The 23,655-nt window shown below is 61.6% G+C and carries 22 protein-coding genes; 8 read left to right on the forward strand and 14 right to left on the reverse strand.

The features are described 5' to 3' along the window. The first annotated feature begins 132 nt into the window (after positions 1-132). The 7 genes from AC1DM5_RS28605 (at position 133) to AC1DM5_RS28635 (ending at position 7,328) form a co-directional block, all read left to right on the forward strand. Positions 133-1,479: an extracellular solute-binding protein gene (locus tag AC1DM5_RS28605; RefSeq protein ID WP_477819610.1), complete on the forward strand. Its 1,347-nt coding sequence runs from the start codon at positions 133-135 to the stop codon at positions 1,477-1,479. A 69-nt stretch (positions 1,480-1,548) separates the two neighbouring features. Further along, positions 1,549-2,850 (forward strand): carbohydrate ABC transporter permease, encoded by a 1,302-nt coding sequence (locus AC1DM5_RS28610; RefSeq protein ID WP_477819611.1) that lies wholly within the window; start codon positions 1,549-1,551, stop codon positions 2,848-2,850. A 3-nt stretch (positions 2,851-2,853) separates the two neighbouring features. After that, entirely contained in the window at positions 2,854-3,696 is an 843-nt protein-coding gene (locus AC1DM5_RS28615) for a carbohydrate ABC transporter permease (RefSeq protein ID WP_477819612.1), read from the forward strand. Further along, entirely contained in the window at positions 3,696-4,745 is a 1,050-nt protein-coding gene (locus tag AC1DM5_RS28620) for an ABC transporter ATP-binding protein (RefSeq protein WP_477819613.1), read from the forward strand. The genes AC1DM5_RS28615 and AC1DM5_RS28620 overlap by 1 nt, the downstream gene beginning before the upstream one ends. A 3-nt stretch (positions 4,746-4,748) precedes the next feature. Beyond that, the gene (locus AC1DM5_RS28625) at positions 4,749-5,522 is read left to right on the forward strand and encodes a glycerophosphodiester phosphodiesterase (RefSeq protein ID WP_477819614.1); all 774 of its coding nucleotides are present in this window, start codon (positions 4,749-4,751) and stop codon (positions 5,520-5,522) included. Further along, positions 5,506-6,513 (forward strand): LacI family DNA-binding transcriptional regulator, encoded by a 1,008-nt coding sequence (locus AC1DM5_RS28630; RefSeq protein WP_477819615.1) that lies wholly within the window; start codon positions 5,506-5,508, stop codon positions 6,511-6,513. The genes AC1DM5_RS28625 and AC1DM5_RS28630 overlap by 17 nt, the downstream gene beginning before the upstream one ends. After that, on the forward strand, positions 6,513-7,328 hold the full coding sequence (locus AC1DM5_RS28635; RefSeq protein ID WP_477819616.1) for an inositol monophosphatase family protein: 816 nt from the start codon (positions 6,513-6,515) through the stop codon (positions 7,326-7,328). Before AC1DM5_RS28630 ends, AC1DM5_RS28635 begins: the two co-directional genes overlap by 1 nt. Here the strand turns inward: AC1DM5_RS28635 and AC1DM5_RS28640 are convergent, their stop codons facing one another. Beyond that, positions 7,329-8,183 carry a glycerophosphodiester phosphodiesterase gene (locus AC1DM5_RS28640; protein WP_477819617.1) on the reverse strand — a complete coding sequence of 285 codons (855 nt, stop codon included), beginning with the start codon at positions 8,181-8,183 and terminating at the stop codon, positions 7,329-7,331. Positions 8,184-8,443: 260 nt separating this feature from the next. Here AC1DM5_RS28640 and AC1DM5_RS28645 point away from each other — a divergent pair, with 260 nt between their 5' ends. Further along, complete coding sequence (locus tag AC1DM5_RS28645) at positions 8,444-8,611, forward strand: hypothetical protein (protein WP_477819618.1); 168 nt, start codon at positions 8,444-8,446, stop codon at positions 8,609-8,611. 4 nt (positions 8,612-8,615) lie between these two features. On the opposite strand, the gene AC1DM5_RS28650 is transcribed toward AC1DM5_RS28645, so the two are convergent. From AC1DM5_RS28650 to AC1DM5_RS28710, 13 genes are all read right to left on the reverse strand, one after another. Then, positions 8,616-9,710: a pyridoxal-phosphate-dependent aminotransferase family protein gene (locus AC1DM5_RS28650; protein ID WP_477819619.1), complete on the reverse strand. Its 1,095-nt coding sequence runs from the start codon at positions 9,708-9,710 to the stop codon at positions 8,616-8,618. A gap of 11 nt (positions 9,711-9,721) precedes the next feature. After that, positions 9,722-10,501, reverse strand: a complete 780-nt coding sequence (locus AC1DM5_RS28655) for an ABC transporter ATP-binding protein (protein ID WP_477819620.1) — start codon at positions 10,499-10,501, stop codon at positions 9,722-9,724. Further along, positions 10,498-11,280: an ABC transporter ATP-binding protein gene (locus AC1DM5_RS28660; RefSeq protein WP_477819621.1), complete on the reverse strand. Its 783-nt coding sequence runs from the start codon at positions 11,278-11,280 to the stop codon at positions 10,498-10,500. Before AC1DM5_RS28660 ends, AC1DM5_RS28655 begins: the two co-directional genes overlap by 4 nt. Next, positions 11,277-12,107 (reverse strand): ABC transporter permease, encoded by an 831-nt coding sequence (locus AC1DM5_RS28665; protein ID WP_477819622.1) that lies wholly within the window; start codon positions 12,105-12,107, stop codon positions 11,277-11,279. Before AC1DM5_RS28665 ends, AC1DM5_RS28660 begins: the two co-directional genes overlap by 4 nt. Next, complete coding sequence (locus tag AC1DM5_RS28670) at positions 12,104-13,093, reverse strand: ABC transporter permease (protein ID WP_477819623.1); 990 nt, start codon at positions 13,091-13,093, stop codon at positions 12,104-12,106. The genes AC1DM5_RS28665 and AC1DM5_RS28670 overlap by 4 nt, the downstream gene beginning before the upstream one ends. 40 nt (positions 13,094-13,133) lie before the next feature. After that, positions 13,134-14,744: an ABC transporter substrate-binding protein gene (locus tag AC1DM5_RS28675; protein ID WP_477819624.1), complete on the reverse strand. Its 1,611-nt coding sequence runs from the start codon at positions 14,742-14,744 to the stop codon at positions 13,134-13,136. A gap of 123 nt (positions 14,745-14,867) precedes the next feature. Next, positions 14,868-16,268, reverse strand: coding sequence for an LLM class flavin-dependent oxidoreductase (locus AC1DM5_RS28680; RefSeq protein WP_477976297.1), 1,401 nt, complete (start codon positions 16,266-16,268; stop codon positions 14,868-14,870). A gap of 34 nt (positions 16,269-16,302) precedes the next feature. Then, positions 16,303-17,280: an ABC transporter permease gene (locus AC1DM5_RS28685; RefSeq protein WP_477819626.1), complete on the reverse strand. Its 978-nt coding sequence runs from the start codon at positions 17,278-17,280 to the stop codon at positions 16,303-16,305. A 1-nt stretch (position 17,281) separates the two neighbouring features. After that, a complete protein-coding gene (locus AC1DM5_RS28690; RefSeq protein ID WP_477819627.1) occupies positions 17,282-18,301 on the reverse strand; it encodes an ABC transporter permease in 1,020 nt (339 codons plus the stop codon). Next, on the reverse strand, positions 18,291-19,841 hold the full coding sequence (locus AC1DM5_RS28695; RefSeq protein ID WP_477819628.1) for a sugar ABC transporter ATP-binding protein: 1,551 nt from the start codon (positions 19,839-19,841) through the stop codon (positions 18,291-18,293). Before AC1DM5_RS28695 ends, AC1DM5_RS28690 begins: the two co-directional genes overlap by 11 nt. A 60-nt stretch (positions 19,842-19,901) precedes the next feature. Continuing rightward, the gene (locus AC1DM5_RS28700) at positions 19,902-20,912 is read right to left on the reverse strand and encodes a sugar ABC transporter substrate-binding protein (RefSeq protein ID WP_477819629.1); all 1,011 of its coding nucleotides are present in this window, start codon (positions 20,910-20,912) and stop codon (positions 19,902-19,904) included. 115 nt (positions 20,913-21,027) lie between these two features. Further along, entirely contained in the window at positions 21,028-22,086 is a 1,059-nt protein-coding gene (locus AC1DM5_RS28705) for an ABC transporter permease (protein ID WP_477819630.1), read from the reverse strand. Beyond that, positions 22,083-23,567: a sugar ABC transporter ATP-binding protein gene (locus AC1DM5_RS28710; protein WP_477819631.1), complete on the reverse strand. Its 1,485-nt coding sequence runs from the start codon at positions 23,565-23,567 to the stop codon at positions 22,083-22,085. The genes AC1DM5_RS28705 and AC1DM5_RS28710 overlap by 4 nt, the downstream gene beginning before the upstream one ends. Between the last annotated feature and the right edge of the window lie 88 nt (positions 23,568-23,655).

The raw sequence follows: 23,655 nt of genomic DNA on the forward strand, positions 1-23,655 counted from the left end.
TGTCATTCGGTCGTTACGTTCGCCCCCTAGAGCGGGATACGCCACGTTTTCGTGGGGCAATCGGAACGGCCATCAACACCAGTGATGACCCGTCAAGAGGCCTCACACTGCTCTTCTAGGGAGACGAAGAAGATGACCATTTTGCCGACATTGAAATCCCTTACCGTTGTTGCCGCAATCCTGGCCTCGACCTCTGCATTTGCGCTTGCCAAGGACGTTCACATCAGCGTCTGGGCCGGCGGTACCGGTCCGAACGACGTGTACCGTCTTGATGACATTGATATCGCTGCCCAGCAGCTTCAGCGCGAAGCTGCTCTGAAGGGCGAAGATCTGAAGATCATTGTTGAAAAGACCCCTTACTCCGGTTGGGACGATTTCAAGCAGGCTCTGACGCTTGCTGCCGAAGCCAAGAAGGCTCCGAACATCGTCGTCAGCGGCCATGAAGACATCGCTCCGTGGTCGCAGGCCGGCCTCATCGTTCCGGTCGAAGACTATGTCGACCTCGATTCCTGGCCGCTCAACGACATCTACGAAAACCTGATGCAGATCGCCTCCTACAACGGCTCGGTCTATGGCATCCCGCAGGACGCCGAATCCCGCCCGATGCTGTTCTGGAAGCCCTACATGAAGGCTATCGGCTACAGCGACGCCGACCTCGATGCGCTGCCGAAGAGCGTCATGGATGGCAAGTACACGATGAAGAACCTCCTCGAAGACGCCAAGAAGATGCAGGACAAGGGCCTCGTGCAGCCCGGCTACGGCTTCTATCCGCGCACCAGCAACGGCCCTGACTACTGGCAGTTCTACACCTCCTTCGGCGGCGTCATGGAAGAAAACGGCAAGCTCGTTTTCGACAAGGCTGCCATGAAGCGCACCTACCAGTTCTTCGCCGACGCGGTTTCGACCGGCGTGACTAAGAAGAACCATATCGGCATGCCGGGCGACCAGTGGTGGAAGGAAGTTGCCACCGGTAAGGCCGGCATCTGGGACGCCGGCACCTGGCACTATGCCCGCCTCGTCAACCAGGAAGGCCTGAAGGACTTCTTCGGCAACATCGCCTTCACGCTGATTCCGGCTGGTGAAGGCGGCAAGGCCAACACGCTGACGCACCCCCTCGTTTATCTGCTGACATCGGGTCACAGCGACGAGGACACGCAGATCGCCGCCCAACTGATCACCATCGCTTCAGAGCCGCGCACCAACGCGCTGCACGCTATCAAGTCGGCGCATCTCGGTGTCTCCAAGTCCGAAGCGGCCGTTGATTTCTACGCCGCCAATCGCTGGGCCCGCGAGGCCACCGAGCGCCTGCTACCCTACGCCAATGCGATGCCGAACAACTCCGACTTCGGCACCTACTGGAACATCATGTGGAAGAACCTTGAAGCATCCTGGACCGGCGCCAAGACTGTCGATGCCGCCGTCAACGATGCCGAGAGCGAGCTGAAGAGCACGCTCGGCGACAAGATCGTCATCCGCTAAGATCGACGCACTCTGCCGGAAGGCGGCCGCAACGCCGCCTTCCGGAGCGTCGTCCATGAGGGGACTTCCATGAAATCGTCCAGAACGCTTGGGCTGGTGATGATCGCACCTGCGGCGATCATGATCATTCTGTTCTTCCTTCTACCGGTCGTTCTGACCGCCGTCTTCTCTATGACGAACATGACGACGGCGACCGGCATTTCCGGCGGGGTCTACCAGGTCGCGCCGAATTCGCTGATCACGCTCAAGTCGACCATGCCCGATATCGCCGATCAGCTGAGCGAGCCGCGCTACACGATCGACGAAGCCGGCCTCAAGGCCGTCGAAGGCCTGAGCCTCTCGTCAGCCATCGTCTCGGAACTGCGCGAAAAGCATATGAACGAGGTCTTCCCGTCGCGCCGTGAAATCGAGCGCATGATCAAGGACCTGAACGAGCGTCCCTCGACGCGCGAGGTCAAGCAGATCTCCGACCAGTTCAACCGCTCGGTCGTCAACGCCCGCTTCGACAGCAAGGATGAGCTTTTCTCCGCCCTCGATACGCTCGGCTTCAAGCTGACGGTTGACCAGAAGGAACAGGTCGCCAAGGCCGCCTATACCGGCTGGGTCTGGACGTCGGACAATTTCTCACGCATGGCCTCCTCGCCGGATATGGCGCGCGTGCTGCTGAATACTGTGCTCTACGTCGCGCTGGTGCTGGTTATCTTCAATGTCGGTTATGCGCTGCTGCTCGCCATCTGGACGCATTATATGCCGGCAGCATCGGCTTCCTTCTTCCGGGGTGTCTGGCTGCTGCCGCGCATCACGCCGGTCGTCATCTATGTCATGCTCTGGAAATGGCTTGCCTGGGACACCGGCTTCATTTCCACGCTGATGGGCAATTTCGGCTATCCGCCGAAGAATTACCTGCTCGACAATGCCTATAACGCCTGGGTCTTCGTTGTCATGATCAATGGCTTCATCGGCGCCTCCATGGGCATGCTGGTCTTCTCGTCTGCGATGAAGGCTATTCCGAAGAGCCAGTTCTATGCGAGCGAGGTCGACGGCGCGTCACGCTGGCAGCAGATTCGCTACATCATCCTGCCACAGATGCGCTGGCCGATCCTCTTCGTCACCTGCTACCAGACGCTCTCGCTGCTTGCCTCCTTCAACGAAATCCTGCTTTCGACGAACGGCGGCCCCGGCAGGGCTACCGAAATCTGGGCGCTCGCTGCCTACCATACGGCGCTCAACAACTACGCCGGCAACCTGGAATACGGTCTCGGTGCTGCCATGGCCCTCGTGCTTGTGGTCATCGGCGTGACATTGTCGCTGATCTATCTGCGCATCTTCAACTACGGCACGCTTGTCTCCAAGCCGCTGATCGAGGACTGACCCATGGCCGAAAAAGCGCAACCTTCCGCGAATTTCAGCAGTTGGCCGGTCATTGCCGCGCTCGCCGTCGTCAGCCTGCCGCTGCTTTTGATGTACGCCTATTTCTTCATCGACACGGTGACGGTGAAAGAGGCCGGCTCGCTCATACCCTCCAGCTTCACCATCCAGCACTGGCGCTTCCTCTGGCAGACGACCGAAGGCAAACCGAACATCTGGATCGTGACGCTTAATACGCTGCTTTTCGCCACCTCCACGACGAGCGTGGTCGTCATCGTCTCGTCGATGGCGGGCTATGTGCTCTCGCGGCTCAATGTACCTGCGCGCGGCTTCTTCCTTGCCGGTGTCATGGTGCTGCACGCCTTCCCGTCGGTCACGCTCATCATCGCCATTTTCATCGTGCTGCAGATGATCGGCCTTTATAATTCCCTGATCGGCGTCATCCTGGTCAAGGCGGCGATCGACCTGCCGCTCGGCATCTGGCTGATGAAGGGCTTTTACGACACCGTGCCCTGGGAAATCGAGATGGCTGGCGTCGTCGATGGCGCTTCGCGTTTCCGTGTCTGGCGCAGCCTCGTTCTGCCGCAGGTCGGCCCGGGCATCATGGCGCTCGGCCTCTTCTCGTTCCTGTCGGGTTGGGGCGAATTCATCCTGCCGCAGGTGCTGGCGCCCGGCAATCAGGTGCAGGTGCTCTCGGTTTATCTCGCCGGCTTCCTCGGCGACGATAACAACTATGATTTCAACATGTTCAAGGCGGTCGGCGTCTTCTACGTCATCCCGGTTCTGATCGCCTACGCACTCTTCCACAAATATCTCATGAACATCTATGGCGGCGGGAGCAAAGGCTGATGCGCATCCTCCTCGACAATTTTTCGAAGAGCTTCGGCTCCACCAAGGTCATCGAGAATATGACGCTCGAAGTCGGCAGCGGCGAGATGCTGGCACTGCTCGGCCCCTCGGGCTGCGGCAAGTCGACGACACTGTTTGCCATCTGCGGCATCCATCGCCCGACCGGCGGCCGCATTCTCTTCGGCGACCGGGACGTCACCGACCTGCCGAGCCAGATGCGCAATGTCGGCGTGGTCTTCCAGTCCTACGCGCTTTACCCGCACATGACGGTCGCGGAAAACATCGGCTTTCCGTTGAAGGTGAAGGGCGTCAACGCCGCGGACACCCGCAAGGAGGTTGAGCGCATTTCCGGCCTGGTGCAGATCGGCAATCTGATGGAGCGCCGGCCAGCCCAGCTTTCCGGCGGCCAGCAGCAGCGCGTGGCCCTTGCCCGTGCGCTGATCCGCAAGCCGGATGTCCTGCTGCTCGACGAGCCGCTTGCCAATCTCGATGCCAAGCTTCGCCTCGAAATGCGTTCGGAAATTCGCCGCATCCAGCGGGAGACGGGCATCACCGCCATCCTCGTCACCCATGATCAGGTGGAAGCGATGAGCATGTGCGACCGTATCGCCATCATGAAGGAAGGCGAGATCGTGCAGATCGCGACGCCGGCCGAGATGTATAGCGACCCGCGCACTGCCTTCGTCGCCGGCTTCCTTGGTAATCCGCCGATCACCTTCCTGCGTGGCGTGATGAAGGACGGCGCTTTTGCCATGCCGGAAAGCGAGATCCGCGTGCCGGTATCGGTCCAGGCCGCTGAGGGTGCCAAGCTGACGCTCGGTGTGCGTCCCGAACATTTCAATCCGGCCGGTGACATCGCCGTTTCCGGCAGGGTCACCTTTGCTGAAACGCAGGGCCGCGAGAACCTTTACGACGTGCAGCTTGCCGGCGGCTCGCTGCTGCGGTCCATTCAGCCGGTCCGCAATGACATCGCCGTCGGCGACGAGGTGAAGTGGGCGATCGACAGCCGAGGCGTGTTCGTCTTCGACAAAGAAGGTCGGAGGCTCTGAGCGATGCGTGACTTCTCGTCTTTCTTTGAACGTTACGGTTGGCCCTCGAACAAGGGATATCTGCCTTTCTGCATCGGCCATCGCGGCGCAAGTGGTCATGAGCGGGAGAATACCCTCGAAGCCTTCCAGCGCGCTGCCGAACTCGGCGCGGAAATGTGGGAGCTCGACACGCAACTCACCAAGGACGGTGTGGTTGTCATTTCCCACGACGATCATCTCGAACGCGTCTTCGGCATCGACCGCCGAATTTCCGAGATGACGGCAGCCGAGCTTGCTGCACTCGAAGGCGTCAACGTTCCGACCTTCGAGGCGGTCGCAGCCCTTGGGCGGCGGACCAATACAGGCCTCTATATCGAGCTCAAGGCGCCGGGCACGGGGCTTCGCTGCTGGAAGCATCTTATTGAGAAGAACCAGCGCTTTGCCTGCCTCGGCTCTTTCGATACCGCGCAAGTGCGCGAGCTTCGCGACGCGGGCTGCGAATACCCGCTCTCGGTACTGGTCCGTGTTGGCCACGATCCGCACGCAGCTGGCGACGAAGCCGGCGCCGATATCCTGCACCTTTGCTGGGAAAGGGCCGGCGAGCGCCCACAGGATCTCGTTACCGAAGAGCTGATGCAGCGATCTTTCGGCGAAAGCCGTGAGATCGTGCTGTGGCACGAGGAACGGCCAGCCATTTTGACCGACATCATGAAGCTTCCGGTACTCGGCATCTGTACGGACCTGCCCGATCTGATGCGCCCGGCCGCTGGGGATGAGAAGCATGGCAGACAAGGATAACAAGGGACCGAGGAAGGTCACGTCCTTCGACGTGGCGCGTGTGGCGGGCGTCTCGCGCGCTGCCGTTTCGCGCGCTTTCACCCCGGATGCCAGCGTTTCGCCGAAGACGCGCGAGAAGGTCTATCAGGCGGCCAAGGATCTCGGCTACCGGGTGAACTATCTGGCTCGCAGCCTCACCAACAAGCGTTCCGATCTCGTCGGCCTTGTCGCCGCCGGCCTCGACAACCCGTTCCGCACGCTGCAGATCGAGCATCTGGCGCGGGTGCTGATCGCCCGCAATTTCCGCCCGATCCTGTTGCCGACCTCGAAGGAGGCAGACACCTCGACCGTCATTGGCCAGCTTCTGCACTATGCCGTCTCCGGCGTCATCGTCACATCGGACGCGCCGCCGACGGAGATCTGCGAACAATGCGCAGCCGAAGGTGTGCCGATCGTGCTGATCAACAAGGGCGACGATATTCCCTTCGTCGACCGCATCATTTCCGATGATCGCATGGCAGGCCATCTCGCTGCCACGCATCTGATCGAAAGCGGCGTCAGGGCGCCGGCGGTCATGGCGGCGCCCGCTATCTCCTATACTGCAAGGCGGCGCAGTGAAGCCTTCATGGTGGCCTGTCGGCAGCTCGGCCTTGAGCCGCGCATGATTGAATTGAAAATCAACGACTATAAGAGCGGCCACGACGCAGCCGCCGATCTTGTTTCGCTCGGTATCGACGGTCTGTTCTGCGCCAACGACTATATGGCCTGCGGCGTGATCGACCGCATCATGAAGGGGCTTGGCCGCGACGATGAGCCGCCGCTGCGCATCATCGGCCATGATGACATTCCGCAGGCCAGCTGGTCGGCCTATGACCTTACGACCATCCGCCAGCCCTGTGATTTCCAGGCCGAACAAACGGTCGATCTGCTGATGGCCCGCATGTCCGAACCGGATATGACCGCCCGCGTCGAATTTACCCCCGTGACGCTGATTAAAAGAAGGACTGCTTGATGAATTCCGCATTCGATGCCTCTGCTCTAACCGCGCGGGCGGAGGTCGCAATCGACGTGGCCCGCAAGGTTGGACGCGAGGCTGCGCGCTTCAGGCGTGAAGGACACCCAGGCACGCTGCATGTCGAAAACAAGGGATTGCAGGATTTCGTTACCGTCGCAGACAGGCAGGCAGAGCAGTCGATCCGCGAAGGGCTGCTGGTGCGCTTTCCAGACGACACATTCATGGGCGAGGAAACCGGCGGGCAGTCGGGCGCGGCTGGCACCTGGGTCGTCGATCCGATCGACGGCACGACCAATTATATCAGAGGCTTCCGTCACTGGGGCGTCTCCATCGCCTTCGTCGTTGGTGGCAAGGTGGAGATCGGCGTGGTCTATGATGCGGCCAACGACCAGGTTTTCTCCGCGATCCGCGGCCGCGGCGCTTTCAAGGAGAGCCAGCCGATCCACGCCGCTCCGACGACCGATCCCGCCAATGCCATCGTCGTGCTCGGCCATTCGCGCAAGACGAGCTTTGACGACTATGCGGCGCTCTCCAAGCGGCTCTACGAGCGCGGCATGGATTATCGCCGCATGGGTGCAGCCGCAGTCGATCTCGTGCGCGTGGCGGAAGGTGTTTCAGACCTCTTCTACGAACGGCACCTGAATGCCTGGGATATGCTTGCCGGCGCGCTGATCGCCTCGGAGGCCGGCGCGAAGGTCGCCATTCCACCTGTCGATACGCTGCTGGAGGATGGCGGTCCTGTTATCGCCCATTCGCCTGGACTGGCAGAAGAATTCGCCTTCCTCGTCGAGTTCGAAGGTCTGGCGGGCTGATCAGCCCGCCATGCGCTTCAGCCACGCCCGCTCGGTCGCCAGGGCTTCGTCTGTGGTGATCTGATCCGGCTTCAAAGCGACCAGTGCCGAGAAGTTCGTCCACTCCGTATCGCTGAAGCCGCCGTCGCGATCCTTCAGCGTGAAGGTCCAGGCGTCGACCAGCTTGGCCTCGCTGTGGCAGAGCGCGATTATATCGAGGCCGGCCTTTGCCGCATCGAGCAACATCGGCCAGTAAAGGTAAATTGTTTCTGGCTCCGTCGGGCCGCGCAGATCTGCAAGCAGTTCCTTTTCGACCGCTTTCCAGCCATCGGCTTTGTAGATATCGCCGAGCTTGTTGGTGGGGTCGATGCCGCGGCGCAGATGCGGCAGCTTCTCCTTGACGGCCAGGATCAGCTCCGGACTTCCAGCGCTTACGATGACGGAGGCGGAAATCTGCTGCAGGTGTTCTGCAAGATGGGCGATGCCCTTTTCGCCGATCGCCTCGTAATCGTCTTTCATATCGAACTGCAGCAGCGCGTCCGGATGGGCCGATTGCAGCATGGCTGCCAGATCCTCGCTGTATAGGAGCGGACGATTGCCGTCCTTCATGTGCAGGTCGCGCAGATCCGCAAGGCTCTTTTGGGCAACGAGACCGCGCCCGGTCGTCTCGCCTTCCAGCTCCTTATCATGCAGCACGACGAAACCACCATCGGCGCGCACCCGGAGGTCGAGCTCCATCGAAGCGCCGGCCTTGAAGCCTTCAGCCATCACCTCGGCCGAAAACAGCGGGTCGGCCATACGCCGGCGCAGCCGGTGCCATTTCAGCAGGATCGCATGGTTCTCGAACACTATCTGAAGTCCGCGTGTATCGGTCATTCCATCATCCTCGACCTATTCGTCTCGGCTTCTTCGTGCATCGGAAAGGCTCGATTCTCAAGGGGCGGCGGCAGATTGGGCTTGATCTCGCGGCCGCGGCCTCCTCTTTTACCGAACAAAGCCTTTTTTCGTGAGCCAGTCTTCCGGTGGCATCTGCGTGCGGCACAATTGCGCAAATTAGAATAGTAATTTTGTAGACAATATTTCCTGGCTCAGCGATCCGTGCGAAAATCGTGGCTCGGTTTTCCAGGAGGTGACGTATGTTTGCGGCATTCAAAACTTTCTTTGCGAAGCTTTTCCGAAACCGTGACCAACCGGTGTTCGAAATACCCGCCCGCGCGACGGAAGAGGATTCCGAAAGCCGTCTGCGTAGCCTGCGGGAGGAAGAACTCTTCTTCTGGCAGCCGACGCCGAACTCTTGGTACTGAGCGATCAGCTGTTATAAGTCATCGCGATAGCTTCCGATGCGGCGCCGATATTCGCAGGGAAGCCAGCCTGCCGAAGCGCGGCGCCATAGGCCACGACATTTGCGAGCACGGTCTGGAAGGCTGCCCGTGCCCCTGTGTGGTTGATACGCATGAGGTGCGATGAGCCCGTCCCGACACCGGGCGTCAGTTCGACGCCCAACCCTGCCGCAAAACCAACCACAGAGGTGGGTTCAATTCCTGACGGTAGGGAGACCGTTGTCACGAGGTTCGAGGCCTGTTCGGCCGGCACCCAAAGGCTGGCACCCAGCGCTGCAAGGCCGGCCCGGCTTGCCAAAGCGGCTCTCTCATGGCGGGCGACGATCTGCCCGAGGCCTTCCGCCTCGACCCGGTCGAGGGCAGCTTCCAGTGCAAAGAATTCCAGCGGTGCCGGCGTTCCCGGCAACGCACCGCAGCCGGCATCCACCCAAGCCTTCAGGTCGGCCAGCGACAGTATGGAATCACGCGGCGCACCGTCATGGAGGACCAGTTCCCAGGCATGCTGGCTGACTGACAGAGCCGAAACGCCGGCCGGCCCGCCGAGTGCTTTCTGTGGGCCGACCACGGCGATATCGATGCCCAACGCGTTGACATCGAGCGCGTGGCCGCCGACGGAAGCAACGGCATCGACTATCGTCACAATGCCTCGCGCCTTTGCGAGAGCGATGATCTCGGGCAATGGATTGAGGATACCGCTTGCCGATTCCGCGTGGACGAGCGCCAGTACGTTGACATCGGGATTGGCATCCAGCGCGACGGCGATTGCTCCGGCCTCGATGGGCAGGCCGGGCTGAGCGACGATATCGATGACGTCGGCGCCGCCGCGCCGCAGCCATTGTCCAAACCAGCCGCCGTAGGCGCTGGTGACGATGTTCAGTGCGGAAAAGCCAGGTCTGGCAAGACTGGTCGCAACGGCTTCGAGCGCAACCACCGCCTCGGCCTGTACCAGCAGAAGGTCGTTGTCCGTCTTCAGGATCGTGCCGATGCGGCGGGCGAGGGCGGTGTAACGTTCGGCCGGATAGACCGGCGCACCATAGAACGGGTTCCAGGCGACTTCGGTCATGTGCAGCTCCTTCAAACGGGTTCGGTTACAAGGCGCGGCACGGCCGCGACGAGCCGGCGCGCTGCATCGGATCGCGGTGCATTGACGATATCCGCTGCCGGTCCCTCCTCGACGATGCGGCCGGCATCCATGACCGCGATACGATGCGAAACCGCGCGCACCACCGCGAGGTCATGGGATATGAAGAGATAGGCAAGGCCGCGCTCGCGCTGCAACTCGACCAGCAATTCGAGAATACGGCCGCGAACGGTCACGTCGAGCGCGGAAACGGCTTCATCGAGCACCAGCAGTGACGGTCGCGTTGAGATGGCGCGGGCGATGGCTACGCGCTGGCGTTGTCCGCCCGAGAGTGTGCGAACAGGGCGGGAGGCAAAGGCCGAGGGCAAGCCGACGCGTTCCAGCAGGGTAGCGATTTCGCCCGGCCGCTGTTCCCTGTTCGCAATGGCATGGATCCGCAGCGGGTCGTCGAGAACCGAGGCGACAGAGGCCAGCGGATTGAAGGCTGCGAGCGGGTCCTGAAACACCATTTGCATGCGCGCACGCATGTGCCGCAGCTCGGCACCGCGAAGCGCGAACCAATCTTGTCCTTCGAAGCGGATGAAGCCGGAATCGGGCTCCAGCAGACGCAGAAGGACGTGCGACAACGTCGATTTTCCACTGCCCGACGCTCCAACCAAGCCCAGGGTTTCACCGGCTGCAATCGTCAGTGAAACATGGTCGAGTGCGGCAACATGTCGGCCGGTGGAGGAATAGGCCTTGGATAGAGCCTCAACAGTCAGAAGCCCGCTCATGACGCTGCCTCCGCAATCAAGGGCGGCGTGGACAGATCGCGATGGCTTGCGATGAGGGCCGCGGTATAGCTATCGGCCGGCGACGACAGGACCGATCTGATAGGGCCGGCCTCGACCAGTTCTCCATTCCGGAAGACGGCGATGCGATCGGCGAAACCGGAGGCAAGTGCGATATCATGGGTGATGAAGAGCAGGGTCATATCTTCTTCGCGCACCAGCCCGTCAAGAAGGTTGGCGATCTCGGCCTGAACGACGACGTCGAGCGCGCTGGTCGCCTCATCGGCGATCAGAAAGGTTGGCTTGGCCGCAATCACAGCCGCAATTGCCACACGCTGCCTTTGGCCGCCGGAAAGCTGATGCGGAAAGGCGCGCATGGCGCTCGAGGGCTGTGGTATGCGCACCCGCTCGAGAAGCTCTTCGGCACGGGCATAGGCTCGCCGCCAGTCCAAGCCCAGGTGCTGTCGGGCAGCTTCGGCGACCTGCTCGCCGATAGTCAGCACCGGATTGAGGCTGGTACCGGGGTCCTGAAAGACGAAACCGAAATCGCGGCCGGGAAGCGGCGCATGACCAAGCGCCGGCCATGTTATGTCGCCTTTGATCCTGGCGCTCTTCGGCAGAAGTCCGGCAAGCGCTCGGGCAAATGTGCTTTTGCCGGAGCCGCTTTCGCCGATGAGGGCCAGCCTTTCGCCTCTGAGGACGTCGAGGTCGATGGATTCCAGAGCCGCATCGCGCTCGTAATGGACGGAAAGCCCTCTCACGCTGCAGAAGAAATCACTCATCGCAATCTCTTCTCATTGCCAAGCGCCTTGCTCAGGCCCTCGCTAAAGAGATGAACGCCGAGCACCGTTATTGCCAGCGCCAGACCGGGCAGCACGGAAAGGTAGGCGGCCGAACGCAGCACGCTGCGGCCCTCAGCGATCATTGATCCCCACGTGGCGAGATTGGGATTGCCGAGACCGAGGAAGGAAAGTGCGGCTTCAGTGAGGATCGCGCCTGCGACAATAGTGGCCGACAGCGCCAGAACCGGAGGCAGCGCATTCGGCAGAATTTCCTTGAAGGCGATCTCGGCCGGGTGCATGCCGATCACGTGTGCGGCAGCCACATAATCCCGTTCGCGGATGGACAGCACCTGCGCCCGTGTCAGCCGCGCAGGATCGGCCCAGGTCCCGAGCGCAATGGCGAAGACGATGATCGGCGTCGAGACGCCGATGATGCTGACAAAGGCGAGCGCCAGCAGGAAGCTCGGAACGATCTGGAAAGCATCGACGACGCGCATCAGTGCTTCATCGATGACACCACCGGCAAAACCGGCAGCCATGCCGACAAAAAGCCCAAGCACCATGGCGGACAGGGCAGCGGCGATACCGACGGCGAGCGAGGTGCGCGCACCATAGAGCAACCCTGCGAGCACATCGCGCCCTAGCCGGTCGGTGCCGAGCGGCAGGTTCGGATCGGTGAACGGCGTAAGGAGCGCCCGGCCGGCAATTCGTAGTGGATCTCCTGGCGAGATGATCGGCGCCAATAGGCCGGCGACGAGCAAAGCTGAAAGGATTGCAAGCCCGATCGCACCTTCCGGAGTTTGAGGGAGACGGCGCAGCAGTGTCATGCCCGGCCCCCGGATGCGCCGATGCGCGGATCGAGCGTCGCATAGACCAGATCAACGATGAAATTGACGCAGATGACAAGGACGGCGCTGGTGAGGATAATGCCCATCAGCAATGGCGCATCTCGGCCGTTGACGGCCTCCTGCGCCAGTCTGCCGAAACCCGGAATGGCAAAGACGCTCTCTATGACGACGCTGCCGCCGAGCATGGCCGCGGACTGGAGGCCGAGCATGGTGACGAGCGGCAGCAGCGCATTGCGTGCCACATGGCGAAGTACGATGCGGCTGCGCGACAGGCCTTTGGCCCGGGCAAAGAGCACGAAATCAAGCTTCCAGGCCTCCGCCATGCCAGAGCGCATGACGCGCAGGAACAGCGCGAGATAGATGAAGGCGAGTGCGCCAACCGGCAGGGCCAGATGCTGTGCGATATCGAGCGCACGGGAAAGCCCTGATTTGCCGGAGGCAATCGTCTCGATTCCGGCAATCGGTAGCCAACGCAGCTTGACCGAAAAGAAGATACTGAGCACCAGTCCCAGCCAGAAGCTCGGAATGGCATAGACGATCAGCGAGCCGATCGAGAGGAAGCGGTCACGGAGGCTGCCAGGCCTTGCGCCGGCCAGAATGCCGAGCGCCGAACCGAGCCCGAAGGAAAGTGCCGTTGCACTTCCCATCAGGAGCAGCGTGTTGGGCAGCCGTTCGGCAATCAGATCCCGCACCGGACGGTTAAAGGCCACCGACCAGCCGAGGTCGAGGCGGGCGAGCGACGACAAATAGAGCCAAAGGCGGGCGAAGACCGATTGGTCGAGGCCGTAACTCTCCCGCAGCGACTTGATGAGCGCCGCGTCGCCACCACCGATTGAGCCGAGATAGGCATCGACGGCATCGCCGGAGGCGGATTCCAGCAGGAAGAAGCTGAAGATCACGACGATCAGCAGCACGGGAATGCTGCTGATGATCCTGCGTCTCAGGAGGAGAAGTGCACGTTTCACGCCGGACGAGGCCTCTGCAGCAATTGCGCCTTCGACCCTATCACGATTGCAGCGCGGTATCGCCCCAGTTCGAAACCGCCCAGCGCGGATTGTCGGAAATATTCAGCACAGTGTCTCTGGCGACCGTGATGAAGCCCCATTCGGCGACGTTGATCAACGGCAGCTCGGCCACCACAAGCTGCTGGAACTTGTAATAGAGGTCGGTGCGTGCGGCCGTATCAACGGTCTCGGACGCCTGCTTGATGATCTTATCGAGCTCGGCGCTGACATAACCGCCCTGGTTGGAGAAGGGCACGCCGTCAGGTGTTCCGGACTGCACGAGGATAGTCGTGGAAATTGCCGGATCGCCGCGGAAGACCGGCGGGCCGACGGCGATATCGAAGTCGTGGTCGGTATAGACGGCCTTCTGGTGGGCCGCCGCATCGGCATTGACGATGACGGCATCGATGCCGACGGCAGCAAGCGCCTGGCGCAGATAATCGCCGAACTGGCGTGTCTCGTTGAAATAGGGTGCAGGGCGCAGCTTGAGCTGAAACCGATTGCCGTCAGGGCCTTTGGTATAGCCGCCCTGGTCCAGCAGCTCGTTTGCCGCCTTCACGTCGAAATTGTAGTTGGCGACATCGGCGGTGTAGAATTCTTTCGAATTCTTCGGAACGGGGCCGGTTGCTTCCGTCGCATAGCCGAGGAAGATCGTGTCGACGACGAACTTCTTGTCGATCGCATGGGCAATCGCCTGACGAACTCTCAGATCGGAGAGCTCCTTGCGGCGATGGTTGATCTCGATGACGAGCTGATAGGTTAGCGCCTCATAGCCCTTGGAGATCACCTTGATGCCGTCGACCTTGGAGATACGGTCGAGATCGGCGAGCGGTACGGCCGAGAATGCGGCGAGGTGGATCTCTTCCGCTTCCAGCGCGGCCCCGGCTGATTCCCGGTCGGGCAGCACGCGATAGACGATTTCGTTGAGCTTCGGCTCGCCCTTTTGCCAATAACTCTCGTTGCGCGTCAGCCGGTAATATTCGCCGGGCTTATATTCGGCGAATTTGAAGGGACCGGTGCCGACAAGCGTATTGTTGGCCGGGTTCTTGGCGATGTCCGTGCCCTCGAAAATATGCTTGGGAACGACGCTGGTGACAGCGGGGAGCGCATTGCGGATAAGCTGGAAGGGCGTCGGCTTCGAGAAGCGGAAGATCGCCGTATGGTCGTCGGGCGTGTCGACCGCCTGCAGATTGGCAAAGACCAGGCGGCCGAGATTCTGAAGCGGCTTCCAGACGTTGAGCGCCGAGAAGGCGACGTCCGCCGAGGTAAACGGCTTGCCATCATGCCAAGTGGCGTTTTCGCGTAGCTTGAAGGTGACGGAAAGCCCGTCCGGCGAGCCTTCCCAGGACGTTGCAAGACGCGGTGCCAGACCATCCGAACCTTCATAGGAAGCTTCCGCCAACGGTTCGATCACCTTGCTTGAAATGAAGAAAACGCCGTTCGAGGCGACGATGGCAGGATTGAGGTTCTTCGGCTCGGAGTCGGCCGCGACGATCAGGCGCCCGCCGGCCGGCACATCCTGCGCCAGCGCAATACGCGACAGCGCCGTCGTTCCGAGCAGCAGCGCCGTGCCCTTCAGCAGGCCACGCCGAGAGATATCCGCAATAGTCATGCCCCCTCCTGATCCCTTAAAAATTCAATGATCTATATTCGAGCTGAAACCGTAAGTGTGACAGGAATTAAATTCGAACAGGATGGCCAGGCGAGATATTTTTTGTCACCCAGCCATTATTTTTCAACGGCGGCCGACAGCGAGCCGTGGCGCTTCCGCGCCAAGATTGCGATAGGCCGCTCCCGGATGGGGCGCAACCAGCCTCGGCCCCGCACCACCGAGCTTTTCGCGCAGCGTACCCTGCCGGTATTCGGTCTTGTAGACGCCGCGCTTCTGCAATTCTGGCACCAGCAGGTCGACAGTGTCCTCGAAGCTTTCGGGCGTCACTGCATAGGCAAGGTTGAAGCCGTCGACATCGGTATCCTCGACCCATTCCTGCATCAGATCGGCGACTGTCGACGGTGAGCCGACGAAGACCGGGCCGAAACCGCCGACGCCGACCCAATCCGCCATTTCGCGCACCGTCCATTCCTTGTTCGGATCGATGGTCGTGAAGGTTTCAACGGCCGATTGTACGGCATTCGTATAGCGGTGGCGCAACACCTCGTCCGGGCCGAATTGGCCGAAGTCGATGCCCGTCCAGCCTGATATCAGCGTCAACGCGCCTTCGAAGGAAGCGTACTCGCGATATTCGTTGAATTTGCGCTGCGCCTCGGCATCCGTTTCGCCGAGCACGACGGTCTGCAGGTTGAAGGCGAGGATTTCGCGCGGGTTACGCCCCAGCCGTTCGGCTGCCTGGCGGACATTGGCGACATAGCGCTTCAGAACCGTCTTGGAGGGTGCAGCCACGAAGATGCATTCGGCATGCGCGCCGGCAAAATCCTTACCACGGCTGGAAGCGCCAGCCTGATAGAGAACGGGCGTGCGCTGCGGTGAGGGCTCGCTCAGGTGAATGCCGGGAACGTTAAAATACTTTCCCAAATGGTTGATCGGATGGACCTTTTCCGGATGGGTGAAGATGCCCGTTTCGCGGTCGCGCACGACAGCATCGTCCTCCCAGCTTCCTTCCCAGAGTTTGTAGCAGACCTCGAGATATTCGTCCGCGAGATCATAGCGATCGTCATGGTTGGTCTGTGCCGGCTGGCCGATATTGAGCGCGCCGCTGTTCAGATAGGAGGTGACGATGTTCCAGCCGACACGTCCCTTGGTCAGGTGGTCGAGGGTCGAGATGCGCCGCGCGAATGTATAGGGGTGTTCGAAGGAGAGAGAAGCCGTCAGACCGAAGCCGAGATGCTCGGTCTCATAGGCCATGGTCGGGATGAGCTGCAGCGGATCGTTGACCGGTACCTGCGCCGAATGACGCAATGCGGCATCGACATTGCCGTTCAGGACGTCATAGACGCCGAGCACATCGGCGATGAAGAGACCGTCGAACTTGCCGCGCTCCAGCGTCTTTGCCAGATGCACCCAATAGTCTAGGTCCTTGTAAGTCCAGGACTTGTCGCGCGGATGCCGCCAAAGCCCTGGCGACTGGTGTCCGACGCAATTCATATCGAAGGCGTTGAGCCTGATTTCACGGGTCATGTCATTCTTCCTGCGTCGGTCGGCGGGGTGCGGTTCAGGCGCCGACTGTTTTTCTGTTGATGAAGCTGAAGGCGAGCACGGCAAAGATGAGCGTGCCGGTAGCGACCTGCTGCCAGTAGAAGTTCAGGCCCGTCAGCAGCAGGCCGTTGGCAACGATGCTGAGGAGCAGGACACCGAGGACGGTGCCGAGGATATTGGGCCGGCCGAGTGGCGACAGCGTCGTGCCGATGAAGGTCGCGCCGATGGCGTTCAGCAGGAATGCGTTGCCGGAGGAGGGGACGTAGACCGTCACAGTCGCCGTCAGGATAAGGCCGGCAACGGCGGCAATCAGCCCGGCGAGAATGAAGGTGGCGGCAACAGGGACGCCAAGTCCGATGCCGGAATAGCGCACGACGCTCGGCTGAATGCCGATCGAGACCACCACCCGCCCGAAACGCGTCCAGGCGAACACGGCTGCTGCGCCGGCAATGACGATCGCGGCAATCACCAGCGGAACGGGCACATTGGCGATCGTACCATGACCGACGAAGCGGAAGGCATCCGGCACGCCCGAGGGCGGGAGATAGACCGGATTTCCGCCATTGGTCAGCAATTGCTGGATGCTACGGCCTATAAACAGGGTGCCGAGTGTCGCCAGAAATGGTGCAACGCCGATCACGGACACAAGAACAGCATTGAACGCGCCGACCAGTGCGCCGGCTGCAAGGCCGGCGAGCAACGCGAGCGCCACCGGCTGGCCCGCCAGAACGAGGGAGACGAAGGCGAAGCTAGCGAAATCGACGGCCGTGCCGACCGACAGATCGATGCCGCCCGCGGACACGGCGAAGGTCATGGCGATCGAGACGATGGCGAGCAGCGTGAAATTGTTGACGAGTATGCTCTGCAAGTTGCCAGGCGTGAAGAAGGTTGGCGCCAGGATCGAGAAGACAGAGAAAACCACGATGAGCGCCACGATCAGGCCAAAGCGTGCGAGGCCGGCGAGCGAGCGTCCGGCTGAAGTCGAGGCGGACATGTCAGATCTCCCGCTTGCGCAGCAATGTTGTCGCCGACACGACGATCAGGATGAGAAGCCCCTGCACGCCGCTGACGAGTGTGCTCGGCAGGGTCAGGAGCTGGAAGCCGTTGGTGAGGAAACCGATGAACAGTGCCGATATCAGTGTTCCCGGAACAGTCGGCACCAGCCGACGCGAAAAGACCGAGCCGAGCAACGCGATGACGACGACGGGCAGCAGCGCTTCGCCCGAACCGGTCGTGCTGCCACTGAGATAGGAAACCGAGAGAATGCCGGCAAAACCACCGCAGAGGCCGCTGGCTATGAAGGCCCCGGCAAGCAGCCGCTTGAGCGGCAGGCCAGCGGCGCGCGCCGCATCCGGAAACTCGCCGACGGCGTAAAGCCTCAGACCGATCGGCGTATATTGCACGATGGCGGTGGCAATCGCTGTGAAGCCGATCAGCACATAGGCGAGAATGGGAATGCCGAAACTATCGGAAGCCGAAATCGCGGTGAGAAAATCGGTCGAGGCGGGCACGACGGTATTCTGCGTCAGGACGAGTTCGAGGCCGGCGACGACATTCATCACTGCGAGCGTTGCCAGCAGCGGGACGATGCCCGCGAGCACGACGGCGACAGCGTTAACCGCGCCGATCGCAAGCCCTGTCAGCAAGGCCGCGGCCGCCGCTGTTGCGTCGCCGTAGCCGAGCTGGATCGACGTCGCATAGACCGCTGCACTCAGGCCCATATTGGCTGCCAGCGACAGGTCGATACCGCCGGTGACGACATTCGAGCCCCCGGCGATCAAGACTATGGTCAAGCCGATCGCCAGCACGCCCGAAATGGCGGACTGGCCGAGAACATTGCCGATATTGCCGACCGACAGGAAGTAGGGCGCCGTCAGCGAGAACACGACGAGGATGGCCGCGAAGGCAAGCAGCGAGCCGAAGCGGAGCACCGCGACCGCTGCTGTGCCCTTCGAGTGCGGCACGGGGTCCGAGGAAACGGCGGGAAGAGGCGCGAAGTGAACGTCAGCCGACATGGCGCAATCCTTCCGAAGCGCCGGTCGAGATCGACAGCACTTCATCCGTTGTGGTTTTGGAAGAGTCTAGCTCTCGGATCAGCCGGCCGCGGAAGAAAACCAGGATCCGGTCCGTGATGCCGACGAGTTCCGGCAGGTCGGAAGAGAGGACGATGACGCCGGCGCCACGTGCCGCAAGTTCGGCGATCAGCGCATAGATCTCCACCTTCGAGCCGATATCGACGCCGACGGTCGGTTCATCCAACAGGTAGATTTCCGACTGGCGGCTCAGCCATTTGGCGATCGCCACCTTCTGCTGATTTCCGCCCGAGAGTGTGCGGACCAGTGCATCGCGCCCGGCCGTCTTGATCTGCAGCCGCTTGATCAAGTCCTCGGTATCGGAGCGTTCACGCTTGCGATTGAGGAAACCGAAACGGCTGTAACGAGCAAGACTCGGGAGCGTGACGTTTTCGGTCACGCTGAGATCGAGGCCGACGCCGTGTCCGCGCCGATCCTCGGGAACAAGTGCAAGCCGACGGTCGACGGCCTTTGCCGGGCTGCGCGGCTGTGCTGCTCGACCCTCTATTTCAATCTCGCCGCTTGCGGCCCGTTCCAGACCGAAGAGTGTGCGGATCAGGTCTTTGGCGCCGGAGCCGAGCAGACCGGTGATGCCGAGCACCTCGCCACGCCGCAGGCTGAAACTGACATCGTCAAACCGGTTGGGCGCTGAAAGCCCGCGGATATTCAGGATTGTTTCACCGAGATCGACCTGGCGCTTGGGAAACATCTCGGCAATATCGCGCTCGATCATCAGGCTGGCGATCGCCTTGGCCGAGGTTTCGCCAATCGGGAGTGATGCCACATCCCGGCCATTGCGCAGCACGGTGACGTGATCGCAGAGTTCTTCGATCTCGTTGAGGTAATGCGAGATGTAGATGGTGGTCACGCCTTCGTCGCGCAGTCGGCGGATGAGGCGAAAGAGGATCTCGGCCTCGCGCCGCACCAGGGCTGCGGTCGGCTCATCGAAGACGAGAACTTTCGGCTGATGGAGCAGTGCGCGGGTGATCTGGACGATCTGCCTTTCGGCGGTCGAGAGCTCGCCGATAAGGGCGCTCTTCGGCAGATTGATCCCGAAATAGTTGGCAAGGAGCTCGCTCGCACGCTTCTGCATCGCCCGGCGATCGAGGAAGGGAGTTTTCGCAAGCCGCGTCTCACGGCCGAGGAACAAGGCCTCGCCGACGGTGAATGTCGGCACCAGCAGCCTGTCCTGATGGATGAAATGGATGCCGAGCTCTTCATTGAGATGCGGTGTCAGCCGATCGTAGGCTTTACCCTCGATTTCGATCGTGCCCTCGTCTGCGACATGCAGCCCTGCAAGCAACTTGATCAGCGTCGACTTGCCGGCGCCGTTCTGTCCGACGAGGCCGTGGACGGTGCCGCGGCGTATGGCGAGCGATGTGTCGGCGAGCGCCTGGGCACCGCCGAAGCGCTTGATGATGTGATCGAAGCGAATGATGACATCGTTACTGTCGGTCGCTTGCGTCGGAACGGGTTCAGTCATGATGCCGCTTTCCAGGGACATGCAGACCCTGCGGCGCTAACCGCAAGGTCCGCCTTGATATCAGCCGATGCCGAGCTTCTTGATGATCTCGGAGACGTTTTCCTTGTTGGCGAGCAGCGCCGGAACGTAGGTCTCGCGCGGCAGCGTCTGGCCGGCGAGCAGCTTGGCAACGTTGCGGACTGCGACACGGCCGATTTCGGCGGGCTGCTGGGCAGCATCGGCGCCAGCAGGGGAGTTCTTGTCGGCAACGAGCTGGAGAACCTCTGGGCTGCCATCGACGCCATAGGTGCGGATCTCGTTGCGGCCGGCGGCGGCGATCGCCTGCGTGGCGCCGAGCTGCGGAATATCCCAGGCCGACCAGACGGCCTTGATCGAGCCCTTCTCCGGATATTTATTGAGGATCGCGGTGATCTGCGTGAAGGCGTCCTGAACCGTATTCGGGATGACGTCGCGCAGTTCCGGTTGGATGATCTTCACCTTCGGGAAATACTTGATGACGTTGACGAGCTGGTCGTAGCGGATCGCGCAGGGTGTGACGCCGTAGAAGCCGTTGAAGACGACGATATTGCCTTCTCCGCCGATATCGGAGACGAGCTGCAGGGCGAGATCCTTGCCGATCCCCCAATTGTCCGACGTCGTGTTGTTGATCGAATTGGTCGAGCCTACATCGACGGTCAGAACCGGAATGCCGGCGTCACGGGCCTTCTTCAGCCAGGGATCGATGACGCTGAGCGTGCCGAGGATCTGGACGATCGCATCCGGCTTCTGGGCGACAAGCGTCTGAAGCTGGGCGATCAGCTTGCCGTCGTTACGGCCTGCATCAACGGCGATCGGCTCGCCGCCAAGCCGCTTCACCTCTTCGATCTGGGCATTATAGACCTGCAGATCGAAATAGTGGTCCGTGCCGGTGGCGCTGATGGCGATACGCTTGCCCTTCAGGGAAAGCCCCTCGTCGTCGGCCCTTGCGGCGGGTGCGGTCAGCATGCTGGCGCCTGCAAAGGTCGCGCTGGCGACAGCCGCGAGCTTCAAGATTTCACGGCGTCCGAAGCCGCCTCCAAGTCCTTCATTCATAACGATACCCTCTCAATTCGATAGTCTGTAAAGTATATAGATTTAAGTAGTATAAGAGGTACGTTATTCCAAAAGCACGCGGCCGCAGGAAATTTTCCGAAGCCAAATCCTGCCTTCAGCGATCGCTGTTGCGGCCGAGCCCGTAGGTCAGGGCAAGCGCTCCAACGAGTACAGCGCCCTTGACGAAATCCTGCGTGTAATAGGGTGCGTTCAGCATCGTCAGGCCATTGAGCAGCACGCCGACGAAGACGGCGCCGGCAATGGTGCCAAGGACGTTGGGTCGGCGCAGGTTGAGGACGGCAAAGCCGATGAGGGCGGCAGCGACCGAGTCCATCAGCAGCGAGCCGCCGGAGGAGACATCGCCGCGCCCGACACGGGCGGCGATCACGATGCCACCAAGAGCGGCCAAGGTTCCCGAGATGACATAGGCGAGCGTCTTCAGCCGTGTCGTGGAGGCGCCGGCAAGCCGCGTCGCTACCTCATTGCCGCCGGTCGCAAAGAGCAGCCGACCGATGCGGGTACGCTCGGTCAGCACGAAAAGCACGATGGCGACGACGGCCATCAGCACGACGGAGACAGGCAGGGTGGCAAATAGGCTGTAGCGGCCGATCAACAGGAAAGCTGGATCATAGGCACCCGTCGCCTTGGAGCCGTCGGGCAGGACAAGGCCGGCTGAGATCGACCGCCCGGCCGTAGGGATGAGCTGCAGGCCCGAGAGCAGGAACATCATGGCAAGCGTCGCTAGCAGATCGGGTACGCGCAGTCGCACGATCAGGAGGGCATTGACGAGCCCGACCGCTGCACCGAAGGCAAGGACTAGCGGCACGGTGGCGAAAACATCGAGATGCCAGACGATCATCGCATAGCTCGCGGCCATGACGCTGGAGGCGGCCACCGCACCGATCGAGAGATCAAAGCCGCCGACGGCAAGCGTCACCGTCACACCGGCGCCGAGGATCGCAACGACCGATACAGCCTGCAGGATGCTCATCAGGTTGCCAATGTTGATGAAGGCCGGTTGGGCGATGGTGAAACCGATCACCATCAGCCCGAGCAGGATGAACACCGCACCGGCGCGCAGAAAGCTGCCGAGTGCCAGAGCGCGGCTATCCTCATTATGGCTCTGAGGGACCGCACTGGTCCTTGGCAGGGCCTCTTCGTCGATGGTCGTCATGCGGAAATTTCCTGTGAAGCTGAAGAAGAGGCGATGTCGACGAGATCGGGCAGCAAGCTGTGGTGGTCGATCGTCAGGATGCGATCGGCGACCTCATAGGCTTCTTCGGGATCGGATGTGGCGATCAGCGTTGCGCGGTCGGTGCGTGCCCGGATCGCCTGGATGATGTCATGGCGGGCGCCGACATCGACACCCTGGAACGGTTCGTCGAGCAGCAGCAGCCGGCTCGGCTCCGCTTCCCAGCGGGCGATGACCGTCTTCTGCTGATTGCCGCCCGACAGTGACCAGATCGAAGCGAGCGGACCGGCGGCCTTGATGCCCAGCCGGGAAATGGCCTGCTCTGCCTCACGCCGCTCGCGGCCACCGAAAAGCAGACCGCTCGGATACCATTTGGCAAGATGCGGCAGGCTGATGGTGGCCGCGAGCGAATTGCCGGGCCACGCGGCCGGCATCAGCGAAGAGCGATGGCGATCCTCGGCTGCCATGGCGACGCCGGCGGCAATCGCGTCGCCCGGCGATTTCGGCCGGTAAGGCTTGCCGTCCAGCTGCATCGTGCCGTCAGCCAAGTCTCGAACGCCGAAGATCGCAGATAGCAGACGGCTTTTGCCGGCGCCCAGCACGCCGGTGATGGCAACGACCTCGCCTTCATGCAGGGTCAGGTCGAAGGGCTTGCTTGACGGAAGGAGGCGGATGCCGCGCATTTCGAAAACGGCCGGGCCTGTTGCCGGTCGAGCGTCCGGCCGTGCCGCTTCAAGCCTGCGGCCGATCATCGTTTCAATGGCGCTGGAAAAGTCGATCGGCCGGTTGAAGCTGCCGACTATACGGCCACCGCGCATGACGAGCGCTCGATCGGCGATCGCTACGAGATCGGCGGTCCGGTGGGAGATATAAAGGATGGCAAGGCCTTGCGCCCGCAAGGTGAGCAGGATGTCAAACAGGCGCCGGCTCTCGTCCGCCGAAAGGCTTGCGGTCGGTTCGTCGAGGATCAGCAGCTCGGCCTTGTTGCCAAGCGCCCGGGCGATCGCAACCAGCTGCCGGTCGGCGGCGGTCAGATCGCCGAAATCCCGGTCGAGCGGCAGCGAGAATCCGGCGGCATCGAGCATGGCACGCGCTTCGCGTCGCACGCTTGCGCGGGAGAGAAAGAAGGGTGTGCTGCCCTCTGCGAAGCGATGCAGCAGCAGGGCGTCGGCAACCGTCAACCCCGCCGCTCCGACAAGATCCGTCGATTGATGCACGGTCACGACGCCGGCTTTTGCCGCCTCGGATGGCGTTTTCGGCGAAAAGGGCCGGCCGTTAAGGCTGATTGTTCCGCCATCGGCCGCAAGCACGCCCGAGATTATCTTCACCAGCGTCGATTTGCCGGCGCCATTGGCCCCCATCAGCGCGACGATCTCACCCCGCTCGATAGAGAAATGGGCGCCGGAAAGCGCGCGCGTGGACCCGAAACTGCGGGTGATATTGTCGGCATAAAGGAGTGGCATCGGGCAAATCCGGGTCTGCTTTTAAGCGGCGATATTGGCCTGACAGATGCCCGAACTTCGAGGCAAGCCTTGCCCCGGTCGCATGGCG

It is taken from the genome of Rhizobium sp. 01T437 (assembly GCF_056398505.1).